This is a genomic window from Pseudooceanicola sp. LIPI14-2-Ac024 (genome assembly GCF_042188925.1).
Classification (GTDB): domain Bacteria; phylum Pseudomonadota; class Alphaproteobacteria; order Rhodobacterales; family Rhodobacteraceae; genus Pseudooceanicola.
The window spans coordinates 2,666,882-2,688,113 of the sequence record NZ_CP170102.1 but is presented as its reverse complement, the minus strand read 5'-3'; the positions used below and the strand labels follow the sequence as shown (position 1 = coordinate 2,688,113).

At 68.6% G+C, this 21,232-nt stretch carries 23 protein-coding genes, 1 tRNA gene and 1 pseudogene; 17 read left to right on the top strand and 8 right to left on the bottom strand.

Annotation, left to right across the window (positions count from 1 at the left end; translation table 11 throughout):
• Positions 1-63 precede the first annotated feature (63 nt).
• The 12 genes from ACE2AC_RS13150 to ACE2AC_RS13095 all read left to right on the top strand — a co-directional run bounded on the left by ACE2AC_RS13150 (position 64) and on the right by ACE2AC_RS13095 (position 10,748).
• Positions 64-1,035, top strand: a complete 972-nt coding sequence (locus ACE2AC_RS13150) for an ABC transporter ATP-binding protein (protein WP_375687729.1) — start codon at positions 64-66, stop codon at positions 1,033-1,035.
• Positions 1,035-2,114 carry an ABC transporter ATP-binding protein gene (locus ACE2AC_RS13145; protein ID WP_375687727.1) on the top strand — a complete coding sequence of 360 codons (1,080 nt, stop codon included), beginning with the start codon at positions 1,035-1,037 and terminating at the stop codon, positions 2,112-2,114. Before ACE2AC_RS13150 ends, ACE2AC_RS13145 begins: the two co-directional genes overlap by 1 nt.
• Before the next feature lie 55 nt (positions 2,115-2,169).
• Entirely contained in the window at positions 2,170-3,678 is a 1,509-nt protein-coding gene (locus ACE2AC_RS13140) for an ABC transporter substrate-binding protein (RefSeq protein ID WP_375687725.1), read from the top strand.
• 70 nt (positions 3,679-3,748) lie between these two features.
• Positions 3,749-4,693, top strand: a complete 945-nt coding sequence (locus ACE2AC_RS13135; protein ID WP_375687724.1) for an ABC transporter permease — start codon at positions 3,749-3,751, stop codon at positions 4,691-4,693.
• Positions 4,693-5,571, top strand: a complete 879-nt coding sequence (locus tag ACE2AC_RS13130) for an ABC transporter permease (RefSeq protein ID WP_375687722.1) — start codon at positions 4,693-4,695, stop codon at positions 5,569-5,571. Before ACE2AC_RS13135 ends, ACE2AC_RS13130 begins: the two co-directional genes overlap by 1 nt.
• 18 nt (positions 5,572-5,589) lie before the next feature.
• Positions 5,590-7,383 carry a gamma-glutamyltransferase family protein gene (locus ACE2AC_RS13125; RefSeq protein WP_375687720.1) on the top strand — a complete coding sequence of 598 codons (1,794 nt, stop codon included), beginning with the start codon at positions 5,590-5,592 and terminating at the stop codon, positions 7,381-7,383.
• Positions 7,383-8,135 (top strand): DUF1028 domain-containing protein, encoded by a 753-nt coding sequence (locus ACE2AC_RS13120; protein WP_375687718.1) that lies wholly within the window; start codon positions 7,383-7,385, stop codon positions 8,133-8,135. Before ACE2AC_RS13125 ends, ACE2AC_RS13120 begins: the two co-directional genes overlap by 1 nt.
• Positions 8,136-8,963: a sulfite exporter TauE/SafE family protein gene (locus ACE2AC_RS13115; RefSeq protein ID WP_375687716.1), complete on the top strand. Its 828-nt coding sequence runs from the start codon at positions 8,136-8,138 to the stop codon at positions 8,961-8,963. It begins immediately after the preceding gene.
• Positions 8,964-8,989: 26 nt separating this feature from the next.
• Complete coding sequence (locus ACE2AC_RS13110; protein ID WP_375687714.1) at positions 8,990-9,679, top strand: FadR/GntR family transcriptional regulator; 690 nt, start codon at positions 8,990-8,992, stop codon at positions 9,677-9,679.
• Between the two features lie 162 nt (positions 9,680-9,841).
• On the top strand, positions 9,842-10,153 hold the full coding sequence (locus ACE2AC_RS13105) for a hypothetical protein (RefSeq protein WP_375687712.1): 312 nt from the start codon (positions 9,842-9,844) through the stop codon (positions 10,151-10,153).
• 22 nt (positions 10,154-10,175) lie between these two features.
• The gene (locus tag ACE2AC_RS13100) at positions 10,176-10,436 is read left to right on the top strand and encodes a hypothetical protein (protein WP_375687711.1); all 261 of its coding nucleotides are present in this window, start codon (positions 10,176-10,178) and stop codon (positions 10,434-10,436) included.
• Between the two features lie 12 nt (positions 10,437-10,448).
• Positions 10,449-10,748, top strand: a complete 300-nt coding sequence (locus tag ACE2AC_RS13095; RefSeq protein WP_375687710.1) for a hypothetical protein — start codon at positions 10,449-10,451, stop codon at positions 10,746-10,748.
• 254 nt (positions 10,749-11,002) lie between these two features.
• Here ACE2AC_RS13095 and ACE2AC_RS13090 read toward each other — a convergent pair.
• The 7 genes from ACE2AC_RS13090 to ACE2AC_RS13060 form a co-directional block, all read right to left on the bottom strand.
• Positions 11,003-11,079, bottom strand: a tRNA-Met gene (locus tag ACE2AC_RS13090).
• A gap of 76 nt (positions 11,080-11,155) precedes the next feature.
• The gene (locus ACE2AC_RS13085; protein WP_375687708.1) at positions 11,156-12,265 is read right to left on the bottom strand and encodes an ATP-binding protein; all 1,110 of its coding nucleotides are present in this window, start codon (positions 12,263-12,265) and stop codon (positions 11,156-11,158) included.
• A gap of 1 nt (position 12,266) precedes the next feature.
• The gene (locus ACE2AC_RS13080) at positions 12,267-12,725 is read right to left on the bottom strand and encodes a response regulator (RefSeq protein WP_375687706.1); all 459 of its coding nucleotides are present in this window, start codon (positions 12,723-12,725) and stop codon (positions 12,267-12,269) included.
• Positions 12,722-13,117, bottom strand: coding sequence for an ATP-binding protein (locus tag ACE2AC_RS13075; RefSeq protein WP_375687704.1), 396 nt, complete (start codon positions 13,115-13,117; stop codon positions 12,722-12,724). The genes ACE2AC_RS13080 and ACE2AC_RS13075 overlap by 4 nt, the downstream gene beginning before the upstream one ends.
• Positions 13,087-14,295, bottom strand: coding sequence for a PAS domain S-box protein (locus ACE2AC_RS13070; RefSeq protein WP_375687702.1), 1,209 nt, complete (start codon positions 14,293-14,295; stop codon positions 13,087-13,089). Before ACE2AC_RS13070 ends, ACE2AC_RS13075 begins: the two co-directional genes overlap by 31 nt.
• Complete coding sequence (locus ACE2AC_RS13065; protein WP_375687700.1) at positions 14,282-14,998, bottom strand: hypothetical protein; 717 nt, start codon at positions 14,996-14,998, stop codon at positions 14,282-14,284. Before ACE2AC_RS13065 ends, ACE2AC_RS13070 begins: the two co-directional genes overlap by 14 nt.
• On the bottom strand, positions 14,995-15,447 hold the full coding sequence (locus ACE2AC_RS13060) for a response regulator (RefSeq protein ID WP_375687699.1): 453 nt from the start codon (positions 15,445-15,447) through the stop codon (positions 14,995-14,997). Before ACE2AC_RS13060 ends, ACE2AC_RS13065 begins: the two co-directional genes overlap by 4 nt.
• 118 nt (positions 15,448-15,565) lie before the next feature.
• Here ACE2AC_RS13060 and ACE2AC_RS13055 point away from each other — a divergent pair, with 118 nt between their 5' ends.
• Positions 15,566-16,099 carry a PadR family transcriptional regulator gene (locus ACE2AC_RS13055; protein ID WP_375687697.1) on the top strand — a complete coding sequence of 178 codons (534 nt, stop codon included), beginning with the start codon at positions 15,566-15,568 and terminating at the stop codon, positions 16,097-16,099.
• Positions 16,100-16,111: 12 nt separating this feature from the next.
• Positions 16,112-16,858 carry a siderophore-interacting protein gene (locus ACE2AC_RS13050; protein ID WP_375687695.1) on the top strand — a complete coding sequence of 249 codons (747 nt, stop codon included), beginning with the start codon at positions 16,112-16,114 and terminating at the stop codon, positions 16,856-16,858.
• Positions 16,859-16,877: 19 nt separating this feature from the next.
• On the opposite strand, the pseudogene ACE2AC_RS13045 reads toward ACE2AC_RS13050, so the two are convergent.
• Positions 16,878-17,824, bottom strand: a pseudogene (locus ACE2AC_RS13045) (AbrB family transcriptional regulator).
• A gap of 157 nt (positions 17,825-17,981) precedes the next feature.
• Between ACE2AC_RS13045 and ACE2AC_RS13040 the strand changes: the two are divergent.
• From ACE2AC_RS13040 to tcuB, 3 genes are read left to right on the top strand one after another with little or no spacing between them, the layout of a single operon-like run.
• The gene (locus tag ACE2AC_RS13040; protein WP_375687693.1) at positions 17,982-18,689 is read left to right on the top strand and encodes a GntR family transcriptional regulator; all 708 of its coding nucleotides are present in this window, start codon (positions 17,982-17,984) and stop codon (positions 18,687-18,689) included.
• Positions 18,690-18,700: 11 nt separating this feature from the next.
• The gene (gene tcuA, locus ACE2AC_RS13035) at positions 18,701-20,095 is read left to right on the top strand and encodes an FAD-dependent tricarballylate dehydrogenase TcuA (RefSeq protein ID WP_375692108.1); all 1,395 of its coding nucleotides are present in this window, start codon (positions 18,701-18,703) and stop codon (positions 20,093-20,095) included.
• A complete protein-coding gene (gene tcuB, locus ACE2AC_RS13030) occupies positions 20,085-21,188 on the top strand; it encodes a tricarballylate utilization 4Fe-4S protein TcuB (protein ID WP_375687691.1) in 1,104 nt (367 codons plus the stop codon). Before tcuA ends, tcuB begins: the two co-directional genes overlap by 11 nt.
• Positions 21,189-21,232 lie beyond the last annotated feature (44 nt).

The following is a 21,232-nucleotide window of genomic DNA, read 5'->3' as shown; positions in this document are numbered from 1 at the left end:
TGGCTCTTGGTTCGCCGGGAGCGCGTTACGAGTAAGACGATGAAAGACGCGATGGCTCAACCATTGATAGCAGTAGACAACCTGTCTTTCGGTTTTCGTGGGCAAGCCGCCAATCTTGTCGACGGGGTCAGCCTTGCGCTGAACCGGAACGAGACGCTCTGCATCGTCGGTGAATCCGGCTGCGGGAAATCCGTCACGGCCTTGTCGTTGATGGGTCTCCTGCCGCCGGACGCCACCCGGATCGAAAGCGGTACGATCACCTTCGACGGAGAGGAGATCCGCGCCGACGATTTCGCCCGGCTGGGCAAGCTGCGCGGCAACCGGATGGCGATGATCTTCCAGGAGCCGATGACCTCGCTCAACCCGGCCTACAAGATCGGCGACCAGCTGACCGAGGCGGTGCGCGCCCACAACGGCTGCACCAAGGCCGAGGCGCGGGACCGCGCGCTGCAGGCGCTGGAACAGGTCGGCATCCCGGCCGCCAAGCAGCGGCTCGACGAATATCCCCACCAGCTGTCCGGCGGCATGCGCCAGCGGGTGATGATCGCGATGGCGCTGGTCAACGACCCTTCGGTCCTGATCGCGGACGAACCGACCACCGCGCTCGACGTGACGGTGCAGGCGCAGATCCTCGACCTGATCGCATCGCTGCAGGACCGCTCGGGCATGGGGACGATCATGATCACCCACGACCTGGGCGTCGTGGCGCAGGTGGCGACCACCGTGGCGGTGATGTACGCCGGCCGCATCGTCGAAATCGGCACCGCGCAAGAGATCTTTGACGATCCCCAGCATCCCTACACCATCGGGCTGATGTCCTCGGTTCCCCGGCTGACCGGCCCGCGCCAGCGGTTGTCGACCGTGCCGGGGCTGGTGCCGACGCCGGACAAGATGCCGGCGGGCTGCCGGTTCTCGACCCGCTGCCCCTTTGCGCGACCCGCCTGCGCGACGGTGCCGCCGCTGGCCGCCGTCGACGGCAGCCACCGCGTCGCCTGCCACTTCGCCCCGCTCGAAACCCGCCTGGAGGCAGTCTGATGGCCGAAACGATCCTGGAAGCCGTCGATCTGAAGAAACACTTCCGTTCGGGCGGCGGACTGGGGCGCAAGGCCAACACGGTGCGGGCGGTGGACGGTGTGTCGCTGCAGGTCAAGAAGGGCGAAACCTTTGCCATCGTGGGCGAATCCGGCTGCGGAAAATCGACCCTCGCGCGGCTGCTCATGCGGCTTCTCGAACCGACCGAGGGCGATGCGGTGTTCGACGGACGCTCCATCGCCGACCTCAAGGGCAAGGACCTGCGCGCGCTGCGCCGCGACATGCAGTTCGTGTTCCAGGACCCGTTTTCGTCTCTGAACCCGCGCATGACCGTCGGCAAGCTGATCGGCGAACCGCTCGAGGTGCACGCGCCCGAGCTTTCGGCCAAGGAGCGCCGCGCCAAGGTGGCCGAGATGCTGGGCCGCGTGGGCCTCAGGCCCGAACATGCCGATCGCTACCCGCACGAGTTCTCGGGCGGGCAACGCCAGCGGATCGGCATTGCGCGGGCGCTTGCAACCGGCCCGCGCGTCCTGATCGGGGACGAACCGGTCAGCGCGCTCGACGTGTCGGTGCAGGCGCAGGTGATCAACCGGCTGCACGACCTGAAGTCCGAATTCGACCTGACGCTGGTGATCATCGCCCACGACCTGGCCGTGATCCGACACATGAGCGACCGGGTCGCCGTCATGTACCTGGGCCAGATCGTCGAGCTGGGCACCGCGGACGAGGTGTTCGCCAACCCGCGCCATCCCTACACCCGCGCGCTTCTGTCGGCTGTGCCCGAGCCGGTCTATGGCCAGACCCGCGACCGCATCGCGCTGAAGGGCGAGACGCCGAGCCCGGCGAACCCGCCCGCCGGCTGCCGGTTCCACACCCGCTGCCCCTTTGCCCGGCCCGACTGCGCCACCCGCGCGCCGGAGCTGCGCGAGATCGCGGGCGGACACAGCGCCGCCTGTCACTATTCCGAGGAAATCACCGCCGCGCAGGCCGCGGAGGTGACGCCCGAGCCGCCGCGCCGGAGCGCCGGGGCCGAGCGGCGGTTCGCCATGTATGCCGAGGCCACGTCCAGCCAGGGCGCCTGACCGAAACCCAAGTGCGGCGGACAGCGCCGCCATCTTCCAACAGAAAGGAAACACAATGCTACGCAACATCACGCTCAGCGCGGTCCTGCTCGGGGCCACGGCGCTTGGCGCACAGGCCCAGGAACTGCGCATCGCGCTGCAATCCGATGCCGACGTGCTCGACCCGGACCAGTCCCGGACCTTCGTCGGCCGGATCGTCTATACCGCGCTCTGCGACAAGCTGGTGGACATCACCCCGGACCTGAAGCTGATCGGCCAGCTGGCGACCGACTGGACCTGGAACGAGGACCAGACCCAGATCACGATGAAGCTGCGCGAGGGTGTCACCTTCCACGACGGCACGCCCTTCAATGCCGAGGCCGTGGCCTACAACATCGAACGCTCCCAGACGCTGGAAGAAAGCCGCCGGAAGTCCGAGGTCGCTTCGATCACCGGGACCGAGGTTCTGGGCGAATACGAAATCCGCCTCGACCTCGCGCAGCCCGACGCGACGCTTCTTGCCCAGCTGGCCGACCGGGCCGGCATGATGATCTCGCCGACTGCCGCGCAGGCTGCCGGTGCCGATTTCGGCTCTAACCCGGTGTGTTCCGGCCCGTTTGCCTTCGACAACCGCGTCGCGCAGGATCGGATCGTGCTGAAGAAATTCGCCGACTACTGGAACGCGGACGAGATCCACTTCGACACCGTCACCTACCTGCCGATCCCGGACAACACCGTCCGCCTGGCAAACCTGCAGTCCGGCGACGTCGACCTGGTCGACCGCGTCTCGGCCACCGACCTGGAACAGGCCAAGGCCGATCCCAAGGTGCAGATCGCCAGCGCCGTTTCGCTCGGCTACCAGGGCATCACGATCAACGTGGGCAACGGCGAAAAGGCTGACAACCCGCTGGGTCAGGACGCCCGCATCCGCCGCGCGCTGAGCCTGTCGATCGACCGCGAGGCGCTGAACCAGGTGGTCTTCAACGGCGCCTTCGCCGCCGGCAACCAGCCGTTCCCGCCGAACTCGCCCTGGTTCGACCAGGACTACCCGATCCCCGCGCGTGACGTCGACGCCGCCAAGGCCCTGCTGGCCGAAGCCGGGTACCCGGATGGCCTGACCATCCAGATCCAGGCGCCGAACAGCACCGAGCCGCAGCAGGTCATGCAGGTGGTTCAGGCGATGGCCGCCGAAGCGGGCATCACCATCGAGATCGTGTCGAAGGAATTCGCCACGATGCTGCAGGACCAGACCGCCGGTGACTACACCGCGAGCCAGGTCGGCTGGTCGGGCCGCGTCGATCCGGACGGGAACATCCACCAGTTCCTGACCACCGACGGCGGGATCAACGATTCCGGCTTCTCGAACCCTGAGGTCGACGAGGCGCTCAACGCCGCCCGCGTCACCAACGACGTGGACGAGCGCAAGGCGCTCTACGACCAGGCGCGCGACATCCTGATCGAGGAAAGCCCGCTGGTCTACCTCTACCACCAGACCTGGATCTGGGGCCTGGCCGCAGGCCTGTCGGGCTTCACCCCCTACCCGGACGGGATGATCCGTCTCGAGGGCGTGACCCTCTCCAACTGATGTGAACCTGCCCGCGGCCGGCGTTCCGGCCGCGGGTGTCCTGCCCCCTTCGCCTGTACCGGGACACGCCATGCTCGCCTTCATCGGCCGACGGATCCTCGTTGCCATTCCGACGATCATCCTGATCTCGATCTTCGTCTTCTCGCTCCAGCAGCTTCTGCCGGGCGATCCGATCCTTGCCATGGCCGGCGAGGAGCGCGACCCCGAAACCATCGAGTACCTGCGCGAGAAATACGGCTTCAACGATCCGATGCCGGTGCAGTACCTGAAATGGGTTGGTGGCGTGCTGCAGGGCGACCTCGGTATTTCGCTCCGCTCGAACCAGCCGGTGAGCGAGCTGCTGCTTCAGAAACTGCCCGTGACGATCCAGCTGGCGATCATGGCGATGATCTTTGCCATCGCCATCGGCGTGCCCATGGGCATCGTCTCGGCAGTCAAGAAGGGCACCGCGCTCGACTATGTCGCGAACCTCGTCGCGCTGTCGGGCCTGTCGATCCCGAACTTCTGGCTGGGGATCATGCTGATCCTGCTCGTCTCGGTGAAATGGGGCCTGCTGCCGGCCTCGGGCTATGTCTCTCCGACCGAGGATTTCTGGCGCTCGATCCAGACCATGCTGATGCCCGCCTTCGTGCTGGGCACCGCGCTGGCGGCCACGCTGATGCGCCACACCCGGTCGGCCATGCTGGGCGTGCTGAAATCCGACTATGTCCGCACCGCCCGCGCCAAGGGCCTCAAGGAACACCGCGTGATCCTGAAACACGCCTTCCGAAACGCGCTGGTGCCGATCGTCACGCTGATGGCACTGCTGTTCGGAGAGCTGATCGCTGGCGCCGTCCTGACCGAGCAGATCTTCACCATTCCGGGCTTTGGCAAGCTGGTCGTCGATGCGGTGTTCAACCGTGACTATGCCGTTGTGCAGGGCATCGTGCTCTGCACTGCCGTTGGCTTCATCATCATGAACCTGATCGCCGACGCCGCCTATTTCGCCCTCAACCCCCGTCTGAGGAAGCAGTGATGGCCCATGTAGCCGAGCCCGCAGGCGCCGAGGCGCTGGACGTCAAATCCGAGAACCGGGTGTGGAAAAAATTCCGTTCGCACCGCAGCGCGATGCTGGGCGGCGGCATCGTCCTCTTCTTCGTGCTGATCGCGCTGCTGGCGCCGGTCCTGCCGATCCCCGATCCGACCGCGACCGACTGGGCCGCCGTCCGCAAGCCGCCGTCGCTGGCCCACCCGATGGGCACGGACGAGATCGGGCGCGACGTGATGTCCCGGCTGATCTGGGGCGCGCGCGCCTCGCTGATGGCGGGCGTGCTGTCGGTCTTCATCGCGCTTGGCATCGGCGTGCCGCTCGGCATCGCCGCCGGCTACTTCGGCGGCTGGACCGACAGCGTCATCTCGCGCTGCACCGAGGCGCTGCTGGCCGCGCCTTTCCTGATCCTCGCCATCGCTCTCGCCGCCTTCCTCGGGCCGTCGCTCGGGAACGCGATGATCGCCATCGGCCTCTCGGCCACGCCGATCTTCATCCGTCTCACCCGGGGGCAGGTGATCTCGGTCGCGGCCGAGGATTACGTCGAAAGCGCCAATGCCATCGGCCTGCCGACGATGAAGATCCTGTCGCGCTACGTCTTTCCGAACGTGCTCCCGCCGGTCCTCGTGCAGGCGACGCTGACGGTGGCAACCGCGATCATCGCCGAGGCCTCGCTGTCGTTCCTCGGTCTCGGCCAGCAGCCGCCCGCGCCGTCGTGGGGCTCGATGCTGAACACGGCCAAGAACTTTCTCAACCAGGCGCCCTGGATGGCGCTCTGGCCCGGCATCGCGATCTTCCTGGTCGTGCTGGGCTTCAACCTTCTCGGCGACGGGCTGCGCGATGCGCTCGACCCGCGCGAAACCTGACACCCTGGGAGGGACCACATGAGCGATTTCACCACGCGACCCGAGATCCGGGGCACCTTCGGCACCGTGACCTCGACCCACTGGATCGCCTCCACGGTCGGGATGGGCATCCTCGAAAAGGGCGGCAATGCCTTCGACGCCGCCGTGGCGACCGGGCTGACCCTGCAGATCGTCGAGCCGCACCTGAACGGCCCGGCGGGCGACCTACCGGCGATCTTCAAGCTGGCCGAAGGCGGCACGCCGCAGGTTCTCTGCGCGCAGGGGCCCGCACCGGCCGGTGCGACGCTGGAGCATTACCGCGAGGTGCTTGGGGGCGAACATGCGCTGATCCCCGGCTCCGGCCACCTGTCCACCGTCATTCCCGGCGCCTTTGACGGCTGGATGCTGATGCTGCGCGACCACGGCACGATGGAACCGGCCGAGGTCATGGCCCCCGCCATCGGCTATGCGCGTGACGGCCACCCCGTACTGCCGCGCGTCGCCGACCAGATCGCCGGTCTGGCCGACTATTTCGCCGAACACTGGCCCACCTCGCATGCCACCTGGTGCCCGGACGGCAAGGCGCCTGAGGCGCACAAGCTCTTCCGCAACTCCGACCTCGCCGCGACCTACCAGCGGCTGGCCGACAGCGCCGAGGGCGACAGCCGTGAAGCCCGCATCGACGCCGTGCGCCGCGCCTGGTCCGAAGGCTTCGTGGCCGAGGCGATCGACACCTACGTCGCCGAGGCCGAGGTGATGGATGTCTCGGAAAGCGCGCACAAGGGCGTCCTGACCAAGGCCGACATGACCGGTTGGCAGGCCACTGTCGAGGCGCCGCTCTCGGTCGAGTACCATGGCTGGACCGTCTACAAGACCCAGAGCTGGAGCCAGGGGCCGGTGCTCTTGCAGGCGCTGCAGATCCTCAAGCAGTTCGACCTGGCCGCGATGGACCCGAACGGCACCGAGTTCGTGCACACCGTGATCGAGGCGATGAAGCTCGCCTACGCCGACCGCGAAGCCTATTACGGCGACCCGGCACAGAGCGAGATCCCGATGGAGTACCTCCTGTCGGACGCCTACGCCGCCGAACGCGCCAAGCTGATCACTGACACCGCGTCCACCGAACAGCGCCCCGGTCGCGTGCCGGGGTTCGAACACCTGGCCGACGCCTGCATCGCCCGCTCGACCCGCGATTACGAAGCCTCGGACGTCGCCGCGCAGGAGCCCACCATGGCGCACCTGACCGACCGCAAGGGCGACACCGTGCACCTCGATGTCATCGACCGCTGGGGCAACGCGGTTTCGGCCACCCCCTCGGGCGGCTGGCTGCAGTCGAACCCGGTGGTGCCGGGCCTCGGTTTCCCGCTCAACTCCCGGGCCCAGATGTTCTGGCTCGAGGACGGGCAGCCGCTGACGCTGGCGCCGGGCCGCCGCCCGCGCACCACGCTGACCCCTTCGATGGCGGAAAAGGACGGCGCGCTCCTGTCCTTCGGCACGCCCGGCGGTGACCAGCAGGACCAGTGGCAGCTGGTCTGGTTCCTGCGCTTCGTGCACCACGGGCTGAGCCTGCAGCAGGGCATGGACGCGCCGCTGTTCCATTCGATGCACTTCCAGGGGTCGTTCTATCCCCGCGCCTGCAAACCGGCCGAGATGATGATCGAGCCCAACGTGGGCGAGGCGACCATCGAGGGGCTGCGCGCCCGTGGTCACATCGTGCATGTCGCGGGTCCGTGGACCGTTGGACGCCTGACCGCCGCGATGCGCGAGGCCGATGGCACGCTCCGCGCCGCCGCCACGCCGCGCCTGATGCAAGCCTACGCCGTGGGTCGCTGATGACCTGGTCGATCATAGCCAGGGACGACACGACCGGAGAGATCGGGATCGCCGTCGCCTCGCGGTTCTTCGCCTGCGGAGCCGCTGTGCCCTATGTCGGTGCCCGTGCCGCGGTCGCGACGCAGGCATTCGTCAACCCGCTCTGGGGGGTCGAGGGGCTGGCGCGGCTGCAGGGTGGCGAAAAAGCAGACGCCGTGATCGCGGACTTTCGTGCGCGCGATGCCGGGCAGGCGCTGCGGCAGGCCCACATGATGGACGCCGCGGGCAACTTCGCGGCCCATACGGGCGCGGATTGCACCGACTGGTGCGGTCACCTGGTGCGGGGCGATCATTCGGTCGCGGGCAACATGCTGACCGGGCCGGAGGTGATCGAGGAGACCGCGCGCGTCTTCGCCGCCTCCCGGGGCACGCTGGCCGAGCGCCTGCTGGCCGCGATGCATGCGGGCGAGGCGGCGGGCGGAGACAAGCGTGGCCGACAGGCCGCGGGCCTCACCATCCACCGGGGCGAGGCGTACGCCCATCTTTCCCTGCGCGTCGACGATCACGACGACCCGCTGGGGGAACTGTCGCGCCTGCTCGACGTGGCGGGCGAACGCTATCTGATGGTGGCCGAGACCTTCCCCACCAGCGGCAACTTCTCCGGCACGACCGACCGCCGCCAGATCGACGCGGCCATCGTCGCCGCCGACGCCGCCCGCCGCGCCGCGGGCCGACCCTCGGCATCGCGCGCCACGAACGCGGAAGAGGACTGAATGGACCCTACACAGATTGCAATCTTCGCCGGCGTCGCTGTTGTCGCCGGGATCGCGGGCGGCATCCTCGCCGGTCTGCTGGGCGTGGGCGGCGGGATCGTCATCGTGCCGGCGCTCTACTTTGCGCTGTCGATGACCGACATGGCGCCGGGCCTCGTGATGCAGGTCGCCGTCGGCACCTCGCTTGCCTCGATCATCTTCACCTCGGCCTCGTCGTCCTGGGGGCACTGGAAGAAGGGCGCCATCGACGTCCAGCTGCTGAAACGCTGGGTGCCGTGGATCTTCGTCGGCACCATCGCGGGCGCGGTGGTCGGGGGTCTCGTCTCGGGACAGGTGCTGATCGCGGTCTTTGCCATCGTGGCCTTTGCCGTCGCGCTCGACATGATCTTTCGCAAGCCGTCGGGCGACGAGCAACCGCGCAGCTTTTCCTCGGCCGTCTGGGCGTTGCTCGGGGTCGGGGCCGGCGCGATCTCGGCCATGATGGGGATCGGCGGGGGCACCGTTTGCGTGCCGACGCTGAACTTCCTGGGCTACGACATCCGCCGCGCGGTCGGCACCTCGGCGGCCATCGGGTTCTTCATCGGCCTGCCGGGCGCGATCACCTATGCGCTGACCGGGCTGGGCCAGGCAAACCTGCCGCCGTTCTCGCTGGGCTACGTGAACCTGCTGCTGCTGGTGTTCCTGGTCCCGCTGACCACGACATTTGCACGGGTTGGTGTGGCAATGGCACACTCCATCCCCCAGGCACGCCTCAGGTTGCTGTTCGGGCTGTTCCTGATCGTCACGGCGGCAAATATGGTGCGTGACCTGGTGATGCACGTGGGCTGACACCGGGCAGGGGGACGGAGACCGTGATGGCTGACGACGACATTCTGAAACTGCTCAGGACCGGCATCGAGGACGGGCGGTTCACCAGGGACGACAGGATGTTGCCGGAGCGCCAGCTGGCCGAGATCCTCGGCATCAGCCGGACCCGCCTGCGCCGCGCGCTCGACACGCTGACGACCGAGGGGCGGCTGTTCCGGCACCAGGGGCAGGGCACCTTTGTCGCCCCGCCCCCCGCGCTCGAGATCGCGGGGCACGAGGCGATATCGCGGCAGGTCACGCCGCAGAACGTCATGGAAGTCCGGATCGAGGTCGAGCCGGCGCTGGCGGCGCTGGCGGCGGAACGCGCCTCGGCCGCAGAGCTCGAGTCGCTCGAACGGCTGATGCGGGCGACGTTGGGGGTCGAGGACCCCGCGGCCTACGAGGCGGCGGACGAGGTCTTTCACTATCGCATCGCGGAGCTTGCGCACAATCCGCTGTTCCTCAGCATCTACCAGTCGGTGCGTGCGGTGCGCCGCCATGCCCGCTGGACCGACGCCCGCCGCCGGACTCATTCTCCGCAGCGCATCGGCCTGCTGGGGCGACAGCACGAAACCCTGACCCACGCCATCGTGGAGCGGAACGGGACCGAGGCGGCGCTGCTGATGGAAGATCACCTGATGACGGTGTCGAACGCCATGTTGCGCAACCGTGGCACCCGTACGGTGATCTGCGACTGACGCCACCCCCGTATGGCTGAGCGCCTTCCTGCCTGTGCCTGAACCAGCATTGGCGGTTTCCGTAGCGTAAGGTTAACCTTCAATCCGATGGCCCGGTCGGGGAGCCTGCGCATGCCGCCGGTTCCGACCGCCAGCTGCGAACATCCAGCGAGGAGACCGAAGATGACCCCCATTGCCATGATCAGACTGGCCTGCATCGCGCTTCCCGGCGCGCTGCTGCTGGCCGCCTGCGAACAGACGACCACCACCACGGTCGGCGGGAGCACCCCGTCGCTGGCCGAACAGGGCTGCCTGCGGGACGTGACCGCGGCGACGAACAACCCCGACGTCGTGCTCCTGTCGTCCGAATTCTCGCAGGCCGGCACATCGGTGATCGTCGGCGTCGGCGAGGACCGCGCGCAGTGGAGCTGCATCGGCTATTCCGACGGCACCACGGCCGAGATCATGTCGCTGACCAACGAAGGCACGCTCTGACCGGGCACGGGAGGGCGGGCGCATGTGCCGGTGGCTGATCGCGGGGTTCGCGGCGCTCTACCTTCTCGCGTTGGCGGTGCTGGCGATCGGGACCTTCGGCTGGTTCGGCCAGCCGCGCGACCCGGTGTCGGGCGTCTATGTCGTGATGCTGGGCTGGCCCTGGACGCTGATCCCCCTGCCGCTGCCAGAGGCGGCGCTGCCGTGGTTCGCCGCCCTCGCCCCGGCGCTGACCCTGTTGATCCTCTGGGGCATCTGCCGCCTCGGCCGCGGCAGGGCGGGCTGAAGGGAGGCCGAGATGTTGAGATTCGTCATCGGATTCGTCGCCGGGTTGGTGGTGGGCGGCCTGGCCGCGCTGACCTTTGGCGGCGGCGGCATGATGGGCGCAGGGGTCGCGACCGGCCTTGCCACCGGGATATGCGGCACGGTGCAGGCGGCGCAGGACGAAGGCATCATGACCATCGAACAGGTCGACCAGGTGCTGCGCCGCGCGGCCGAGAACTTCGGTGCGGCGATGGACACCGAGGCGATCCTGTCCGGCGGTGCCGCGGACTGCGCACGGGTGATGGAGCAGGTCAACGCCGCCGGATCGGGGTGAACACGGACAGGCGCGGCCGGGTCCCTTGTTTCGGGTGTCGCGGCCGGGTGTCGGGCGACCATGGCAGGGTCGCAGTGGGACGAGATGCGGTTGCGGTGGAGTGTTCTTAAAGTCTTCAGTGTCGCGAAGGGATCAGGCGACGTGTCGGAGTGCGGAGCGAGTCTCGGGAGCGAATGACCAGGTGGCCACAAGGCGCAGCGCCGCTGCGGATGCCGTGCGACAGTTTTTCGGATTGTCGAGATGTGGGGAAAGTTTGGTAGCGGAGGAGGGACTTGAACCCCCGACACGCGGATTATGATTCCGCTGCTCTAACCAACTGAGCTACTCCGCCAAACGACGGGTCGGATATGCCAAGCGGCTGACCCCGTCAAGAGCGAAAACCGGCGTGACGTGACGGCCGCCGCGCCTCAGGGGCCGTCGGTGCCGGTGCGCGGCAAGAGCTGGACCGGCGCCGGCGGGAAACCGCAGACCATGCGGGTGCCGCCCGACCGGCCGGGCAGGCAGACCAGCGTTGCGCCGTGGCGGTCGGCGATCTTGCGGCAGGTGGCCAGGCCCAGCCCGGTGCCGGGCGCGACCCCGGCGGTGCGCAGCCGCTTGAAGGGTTCAAAGATCTGGTCGCGATAGGCCTCGGGCACGCCGATGCCCTCATCCTCGACCGTGACCTGCAGGCCGCCGTCAGGGCCGGGTTCGGCGGTGACGCGGATGACGGGGGGGCCGTCGGGGCTGTATTTCAACGCGTTGCCGATCAGGTTCTGGAACAGCTGCGCCAGTTGCGGGGGCGAGCCCCAGAGTTGGGCGTCGGTGCCGCTCTGGCTGATCCGGGCACCGCGTTCGTCGATCTCGGGGCGCAGGGCGGTCAGGGCGCGGTCGATCGGATGGGCTGCGGGGATCATGCGGAACGGATCCTCGCTGTCGGCCGAAATGTGCGAGGCGAGGCTGGTGATCAGTTCCGAGGCCTGGGCGACGGCCTTGTGCAGTCGCACCAGCGTTTCATGGGCGGCCTCGGGCACTCCGGCGGACAGGTCCGACATCGCCTCGTCCGCGAGTTGTCCGATGGCGCGGATCGGGGCCTTGAAGTCATGCACCAGCACGTGGGCGAATGTCTCGAGCTCACGCTGCGCGGCCGACGCCTCGACGATCAGGCACTCCGCCTCGACCCCGTTGCGGACCATGCGCTCGACCGAGCTTTGCGACAGGCTGCGCTTGGCGATGTAGTCCTGCGCACCGTGCAGGATCGCGCTCTTGGCGATTTCCTCGTCGCCTTGGCCGGTCATCAGGATGATGGCCACCTGCGGCCAGCGGTCCTTGAGCCGGGGGATAAGGTCCAGCCCGTCGCCCGACGGCAGGCGGTTGTCCAGCATCACGGCGTCGGGGCGGAAGGCGTCGAAGGCGAGGGCGTCGTCGGCGGTGGCCACCGCCCGCGTTTCGGCGTCGAGGGCCGAGCTGCGCACAAGACGTTCGATCAGCATTCGGTCGCCCGCGTCGTCGTCCACGACCAGGATTTTCAGGGCCGTCATGTCACCCCCGCGGCTGGATTTCGGGCAGTTCCACCAGCCGCCAGTAGTGGTCCAGCGTGCCGATGAGGTTCAGGAAATCGTCGCCGGCGTTTTCCTTCATGATGTAGCCGGCGACGTTGCGTTCATAGGCGGCCGCGATGTCGCCGCGGTCGCCCGAGGTGGTGAGCAGGAACACCACCGCGCCCTTCAGCTGGTCGTCGCGGCGCAGTTCGGTCAAAAGCTCGAGCCCGTTCATCCGTGGCATGTTGAGATCGACCAGAAGGATGTAGCTGGCGGGCGGGGTGCCGGTTTCGCCGCGCAGGAAGGCCAGTGCATCGACGCCGTCTATCAGTCGTGTGACCGGGTTGGCGATCTTGGCCTTGCCCAGGGCGCGGCGCACGGCCTTGGCGTCGGCATCGTCGTCTTCGACCAGGATGATATCGAGCGGGTGTCGCATGGCGATCGGCAGGGTCAGGTTCATGCGGCGATGTCCTTGGATACGGCGGGCGCGGGGTCGTGCGGCCAGACCAGGGTAAAGGTGCTGCCCCGCGTCCCGTCGGAGCGGACGTGGATGCTGCCTCCGCGCACCGCGGCGTACTTCTGCACCATGGCCAGGCCCAGTCCGCTGCCGTCGACCTCGTCGCGCGGGCGCAGGGTCTGGAACATCTCGAAGATCCGCTCCTGGTACTCGGGCGGGATGCCTGGGCCGTCGTCGGCCACGGTGAATTCGATCGCCGCACCGGTGTCCTCGGCGTCCAGCCAGACGGTCCCGTCGGCGCGGTCGTGATGCTTGATGGCGTTGCTCAGCAGGTTCAGCAGGACGGTGGTCAGCGGCATGTTCATCACCTCGATGGCCAGGAAGCGGTCGGACACGTCCAGCACCATCCCCGGGGCAGGTTCACCAGTTCCCTCAGCGTGGCCAGCAGCTCGCGCCCGGTGATCGGTTCGGCCCGCTGGACGTCGCGGCCGATCCGCGAATGGTTCAGCAGGTCGTCGAGCATCTTTTCCATCCTCCGCACCCGGCTGCGCATCATCTGCAGGGTTTCGCGGGTGTCATCGGTCAGCAGGTCCTCGAGGTCCTCCTCAAGCCACTGGGAGGTGTTGTCGATCACCCGCAGCGGCGCCTTGAGGTCGTGCGAGGCGACATAGGCGAAGGTGTCGAGCTCTTCGTTCGACCGTTCCAGCGCGGCGACCATCGCGGTGATCCGCGCCTCGGCCGCCTTGCGGTCGCTGATGTCGCGGATGATGCCGACGAAGTAGATGTCACCGGCGTGTTCGACCCGGGTGACCGAGATCTCGAGTGGGATCGGGGTGCCGTCCTTGCAGAGGCCAAAGATGTCGCGGTTCGCCGCCATCGGCCGGCTGCCGGGCACGTGGGTGGCCGCCTCGACAAAGTGGCCGTGACGCGGGGCGATGTCGTCGGGCATCAGCAGTTCGACCGGCATGTCGACCAGTTCCTCGGGGGTGTAGCCGAACAGGGTGGTAACCGCCGGGTTCACCCCCTGGATGCGACCTGCGCCGTTGATCGTCATGATGCCGTCCGGCACGCTGTCATAGAGCGCCTGCAGGTGCAGGGTGCGGGCATGCACCGTCTGCGACATCAGGTGGTAGGACTGCGCGATCTCGCTGAACTCTCCGCCGCTCTGCGCGACCTGGTCCAGCGCCTCGGGGCTGGGATCGCGGATCGCGGCGACCAACTGGCCCAGGGGCAGGCGGTCGGCTGCGACGGCGGCGCCGAGGGCGGCGGCGATGACCAGTAGCAGGGCGATGAGGGCGGTGCGCTGCGCGGCGGCCAGGGCCACGGCCTGCAGGGCGGCGGTGTCCGTCGCGGTGACCAGCGTGATCCGCACCGGCTGTGCGCCATCGGCATCAATGATCTGCGCGGCGCGAAAGCTCTGCCCGGCCACGCCTTCGATCCCGTCGATCCCGGCCCCGTCCGCCACGGCGGGGGCGAAGGGAGAGGGCGTCCAGCCCGGGTCCTCGTGAAAGGCCAGCACGCCCGGCGTGCCGGGGGTGCCGAAGGTCAGGTGATCGCCCTCACCCGTGAGCACGACCACCTCTGTATCGCCGAGCGGCCTGATCCCCGACCCGTTCAGCAGGGCGGCGAAATCCGCATTGATGACGATGGCGCCGAACAGTTTGCCGTCGGCGTCGAAGACCGGGCGGACATGGCGGATCGTCGGCGGGCCGTCGATCGTGCCGTGTTCCCGGTTGTAGGTCAGCCGCGAGAAATAGGCGTGACCGGCCTGCAGGGCGCCGATGTCCCGCAGGTAGGGTTCGGCGCCCTTCGACTGCAGCCCGGCGGGGGACGCTTTCGAAGCCGTCGGGCCGGGCGTTGGTGCGCACCAGTTCGCGCCAGTCGTCGGCCCGGCCGATGAAGCGAATCTGCGTGTAATAGGGTCTTGAGTCCAGCGTCGCCGCAAAGATCTGTTCCAGCCGGGCGCGCCACATCGGCAGGCCCGACCCGTCGTGCGGATCGATCTGGTCCGCCGCCCGGCTGCTGCGGATGATCCCGCCGATGGGCGGCATTTCCGAAAGCGCCGCGGCATCCGCCCGCACCAGCCGCAGGATTGCGCGGAGGTGGTCGGAATGCAGCTGGGACGAGGTGTCGAGCCGGTGCGACGCGCTGGCAAAGGCGGTGCGGGTGACCTGGTGATAGGTCGCCAGGGTCGCTGCGGCGCCGATCATCGTTGCGGCCGCCGTGACCAGCAGCACCAGCCGCGTGCGAAAGCGGAGATTGCCGAAGCGGGTCATCGTCCCGCCCCGGCGGGCAGCCCGGCGTGGCGCCGCGCGGCGTCGGCGACGGCGCGCAGTTCGGCCATGTCGAACCGGTCCTTGTGCATGCAGGCGGCGCAGCCGAGCGCGCGGGCCCGGTCGGCCACGGCGGGATCGTCCATCCCGGTCAGCAGCACCGGCATGGTCGGCGCGGCCGAGGCCGCCAGCATCCGCAGCGCATCCTCACCCGACCCCATGCCGAGGCGCAGGTCGATGATGGCGAGGTGATAGGCCGTCGCCGCGGTCTTTTCGGCGAAGCCCGGCAGGTCCTCGGCGGCGTCGGGGCTGAAACCCAGCCGGTTGCAGATGCGCGACAGGTGTTCACGGTCGAAATCGCTGTCATCCAGAAGGATGACGCGAAACTCCCCCTCATGCCGGGGGGCGGGATTGTCACCGGGGGCAACCTGCATCACGGGCACGACTCTCATTGCGTGCCCGGACTATGCGGGCGGTGCATTACCAAAACGTAAGCACCTGCCGGGACCATCGCGCAGCCGTGATCTCGATATATCTTGAATTCAGATATATCGAAAGCATCTTGCCGGCATGAGACATGACACTTCAACGGGGCGGGGCCGCCCGCACGGGCCCCATCATCACCGGCATGGCCGCGGGCGCGGCCGCCGTCCCTTCGACTACGGCGAACTGCGGTTGCTGATCCTCGCCATGATCGTCGAGAAACCGCGCCATGGTTACGAGCTGATCAAGGAAATCTCGGACCGGTTCGAGGGCCGCTATACCCCCAGCCCGGGGGTGATCTATCCGACGCTCTCCTGGCTCGAGGACGTCGGATACGTGACCATCGCGGCGGATGGCGGTGGGCGGAAGCTTTCGACCGTAACCGAGGAGGGCCGTGCCTTTCTCGCCGCGAATCGGAATGCCGTGGACGAGGTGCTGAGCCGGACCTTCCACCCCCGTCCCGATATCCCGCCCCAGATCGAGGCGGCGATGGACGCGCTGAAACAGGCGTTGCGCGACCGGCTCGAGGCCGCCCCGTCGCCCGACGCTGTCGCCGCCATGGCGGCGGCGATCACCGACGCGGCCCGCGCCGTGGCCGGGCCCACCCCCTCACAGGACTGAGAAGGACACCCCTTGGACCAGATCGTTACCCGGCACCGGCATGAGCTGAAGCGCCGCACCCTGACCGTGAGCGCGGTCGAAACCCTGACGCCGCACATGGTGCGGATCACCTTTTCCGGCGAGGAGTTGGCGGATTTCGTCAGCCTCGCGCCCGACGACCATGTGAAGCTGCGGTTCCCCTCGGGCGGGGAAGAGCCGCTGATGCGCGAATACACCCCCCGGGCCTTCGACACCGATGCGGGTCGCCTCGTGATCGACTTTGCCCTGCACGAGGCCGGGCCGGCCACCGCCTGGGCGTTGGCGGCAAGCCCGGGCGACACGCTGGTGATCGGCGGGCCGCGCGGCTCGGCCGTGGTGGCGCCGGTGTTCGATTGGTGGCTCCTGATCGGGGACGAGACGGCGCTGCCCGCGATCGGCCGCCGGCTCGAGGAGCTCGCCCCTGGCGCGCAGGCGGTGTCGCTGGTCGCGGTGCCGGGCGCGGCGGACGAGCAGTTGTTCGACACCGCCGCCCGCCACGCGGCGCACTGGGTGCATCGCCCGGTTGCCGCGGCGGCCGAGGCGGCGCCGTTGCTGGATGCCGCGCGGACGCTGAGCCTGCCGGACGGGCGCGGCTATGTCTGGATCGCGGCCGAGGCACGGGTCGCCCGGGCGTTGCGGGATCACTTCCTGAACGACCGGGGCCATCCGAAGGACTGCATGAAGGCGGCGGGCTACTGGACGCAGGGCCTGGCCGACACCAGCGACAAGAGCCTGGACTGACCTGGCGCGGCCGGCGGCGTCAGCCGTCGGCCCGCGACTTGCCGCGCAGGCCCAGCACCGCGGCAAAGATCGGGGCGCCGATGATCACCAGCGTGATCCTGAGGATGTGGTGCACCACCACGAACCCGAGATCCGCACCGGCGACGATGGCCAGCACCGCCATCTCGGCTTGGCCGCCGGGGGCGAAGGCCAGGAACCCCTCGACCGGGTCGGCAAAGCCCAGCTGAACGACGATCTCGGTCACGACAAAGGCCAGCACGGCGAGGATCCCGGCATAGGCCACGCCGGCCAGCACGTCCTTGCGGATCTCGTACATCGTGACGCCGACATAGCCGACGCCGATGCCGATCCCGATGAAGAACTGCGCGGCAAGGATCGCCTCGCGCGGGGGGCGGAAGTGGATCAGCCCGGTCAGCGACAGCACCGCCGTCACGATCATCGGGCCGAGGATCGCGGCCCCGAACAGCCCGATCCGTTCGCCGCCCTTCCAGCCGATCAGCGCAGCCAGCACCATCAGGACCAGCTCGGGCACCGGGATCTCCCACGCGGGGGCGCCGATGGGCTGGACCAGCGGGCGATCGAAGAGGTGCAGCAGCAGGAAGGGGACGAGGGTCACGATGATCAGCACCCGCGTCGCGTGGATCAGCGACAGGGCGCGGACATCGGCCCCGGCCTCCTGTCCGAAGACGACCATGTCCTGCAGCCCCCCGGCATCGCTGCAAAGTACGAGGTCGGCAGGTCGAAGCCGCAGATCCGGTGGAAGTAGGGCACGCCGACCAGCCCGATCGCGGCGATGTAGACCGGCACGAAGAGGACCGATCCCAGCATGTCGGGGATCTGGTGCAGGACCGCCGGGGTGATTGACGCCCCGACCGCCACGCCGAGGATCGTGCGCGAGGCGCTCGACAGCGTCGGCGTGCCCTGCAGCGGCGCGCCGAGGAGCGCGGCGGCGAGGCAGGCGAACATCGGGCCGAAAAGGAACGGCAGCGGGAAGTCGATCAGCCAGAAGAGACCCGTGCCCGCAATGGCGAGCAGGAGGGTTCCGCCACGGCGGACATCGGTTCGTTGCCAGAATGGGGAAGGTGCTTGACGCATTTGTATCCAGCTGTATACGAATGGATGCATGGAGGAAATACCCAATCTCGACCTGATCGCCAGCGATGGCGCAACCCGGCCCTTGCAGGGCGAAAGCGCCTATGAGCGCCTGCGGGAGGAAATCCGGTCGGGCGCGCTCAGACCCGGCGCCCGGTTAACCGAAACCGAGATCGCGCAGCGGCTCGAGATCAGCCGCACCCCGGTGCGCGAGGCGATCCGCCGGCTCGAGGCCGAGGGGTTGGTGGCGCACCAGCCGCGCACCGGCGCCGTCGTCCGGTCGCTGGACTACCCCGAGATCATGGAGCTCTACGAGATGCGCACCGTTCTCGAAGGCACCGCGGCCCGGCTGGCGGCCCGCGCGGCCTCTCCGGTCGAGTTGGAAGAGCTTGCGGCGATCAACGGCGAGATGACGGTGGCCGCGGGGCAGGGGGACACCGCCGCGCTGGCCCGGCTGAACCGGCAGTTCCACCGCCGGCTGATGGACGCCGCCCGCAACCGTTTTCTGCTCCGCTCCATGGCGACGGTCGAATCCACCCTGCTGATCCTGGGCCCGTCGAGCATGGAAAGCCCCGAGCGCGCACAGGAGGCGGTGGCCGAGCACAGCCGCATCCTCGAGGCGTTGGCCGCCCGCGACGGCGCCGCGGCGGAGGCGGCGATGCGCACCCACATGGAACGCGCGCAGCGCACCCGCCTGCGGATGCTGCGACAGGATCCCGACACGGATGCGGCGCCGTGACCGACGACCTCATGCAGATTCTGTCCCGCGACTGGGACGTGGTCATCGCCGGCGGCGGCAACGCCGCGCTCTGCGCCGCGATCGAGGCGGCAGAGGCGGGCGCCAGCGTCCTGATCCTCGAAGGCGCACCCAAGGCCTACCGCGGTGGCAATTCGCGCCACACCCGCAACTTCCGCTGCATGCATCACGGCGACCTCGGCCCCCTCGTGCAAACCTATGACGAGGCGGAGTTCTTCGACGACCTCCTCCGCGTGACGCGGGGCGAGACCGACGAGGATCTTGCCCGGATGACCATCCGCACCTCCGAGGACTGCCTGCCCTGGATGCAGGCCCACGGGGTCCGGTTCCAGCCCTCGCTGGCGGGCACGCTGTCGCTCGACCGGACAAACGCCTTCTTCCTCGGCGGCGGCAAGGCGTTGGTCAACGCCTACTACCTCACCGCCGAGGCGCTCGGGGTAAAGGTGATCTACGAGGCGCAGGTGCGCCATGTCGCGATCGACGGCACCCGCGCGACCCATGTCGAGGTCGAGATCGCGGGCGGCGCGCGGCGCAGCATCCATGCCCGCGCCTTTGTCCTCGCCTCGGGCGGGTTCCAGGGCGACATCGACTGGCTGGCCCGGGCCTGGGGCGAAAGCGCGCGGAACTTCCTGATCCGTGGGACGCCCTACAACCGCGGAGTCGTGTTGAAGGACATGCTGGACCAGGGCGCTGCCTCGGTCGGCGATCCGACCCAGTGCCACGCCGTGGCCATCGACGGCCGCGCGCCCAAGTTCGACGGCGGAATCGTCACCCGGCTGGACTGCGTGCCGTTCTCGGTCGTGGTCAACCGCGAGGGCCAGCGATTCTACGACGAGGGGGAGGATGTCTGGCCCAAGCGCTACGCGATCTGGGGCCGTCTCGTCGCGGCGCAGCCCGAACAGGTCGCCTATTCGATCATCGATGCGCGCTCGATCGACCTCTTCATGCCCTCGGTCTATCCGCCGGTCGCGGCCGGAACGCTCGAGGAGCTGGCCGCCAAGCTCGACCTGCCGGTCGAGGCCACGCTGGCGACGATTTCCAGCTTCAACGCCGCCTGCCGGGCCGGGGAGTTCCGGCCGCAGGAGCTTGACGGGCTGGCCACCGAAGGGCTGACGCCCGCCAAGACGAACTGGGCGCGCCCCATCGAGGAGCCGCCGTTCTACGCCTATTCGCTACGGCCCGGCGTGACCTTCACCTACCTCGGGCTCAAGGTCGACGGCCGCGCCCGCGTGACCGGGCCGCAGGGCCCCTACGACAACATCTGGAGCGCGGGCGAGATGATGGCGGGCTCGATCCTCGGGCAGGGCTACCTGGCCGGGTTCGGCATGACCATCGGCACCGTCTTCGGCCGCATCGCGGGACAGGAGGCCGCCGCCCATGTCGCTTGACGTCACCCTGCAGACCGATCCCGGCGTGATCCTGCACGACCCGGTGGACGAGGCGCGCCGCCAGGTCGAGATCTGCAATGCCTGCCGCTACTGCGAAGGCTTCTGCTCCGTCTTCCCGGCGATCACCCGGGACAAGGTCTTTGCCGACGGCGACATCACCCAGCTTGCCAACCTCTGCCACAACTGCCGCGGCTGCTATTACGCCTGCCAGTACACCGCCCCGCACGAGTTCGACCTGAACCTGCCCGCCGCCCTGGCAGAGGCCCGCGCCGAAAGCTGGGAACGCCTGGCCTGGCCGGGCGGGATCGCGCAGATGTTCCAGCGCCACGGCACGGCCCTCGCCGCCGCGCTGGTCACGGGATTCGCGCTGATGATCCTCGCCATCTCGGCCCTGCCGGGCGGGGGCGAGGGGTTTTATGCCTGGATCGGACACACCGCGATGGTGGCAATCTTCCTGCCCGCCTTCGTCCTGCCGCTGGCGACGCTGGTCGTCAGCCTGCGCCGGTACTGGGCCGAGGTCGGGGGCACCCGCATCACGCTGGCCGACCTGCACGCCGCCGCGATCTCGGCCGGGCGGATGAAGAACCTCGACGGCGGCCAGGGGCAGGGCTGCAACTTCGAAGAGGGTGAACGCTTCACCAACGAACGCCGCTACGCGCACCAGGCGGTGCTCTGGGGCTTCCTGCTTTGCTTCGGCGCGACGGCGGCGGGCACGATCCTGCACTATGTCTTCGACAGCCCGGCGCCCTACGGCTTCTTCTCGGTCCCGAAACTGCTGGGCGTGCCCGGCGGCATCCTGTTGGTGATCGGCTGCGCGGGGATGCTGGTGCTGAAATCGCGGTCCGATCCCGCCCTCGGCACGCCCGGGCGCGGGTCGGGCGAATGGGCCTTCGTCTGGCTTCTGGGGCTGGTCGGCCTGTCGGGCCTGCTGCTCTACTGGCTGCGCGATTCGGTCCTGACCGGCCCGATGCTGGCACTGCACCTGGGCAGCGTGCTGACCTTCTTCCTGGTGACGCCCTATTCCAAGATGGCGCACGGCTTCTACCGCTTTGCCGCCCTGGTCCGCGAGGCGCAGGCGAAGGACGGTCGCTAAGCGCGCCACAGGAGCCCGAGGGAAAACGCAAAAGGCCCGGACGT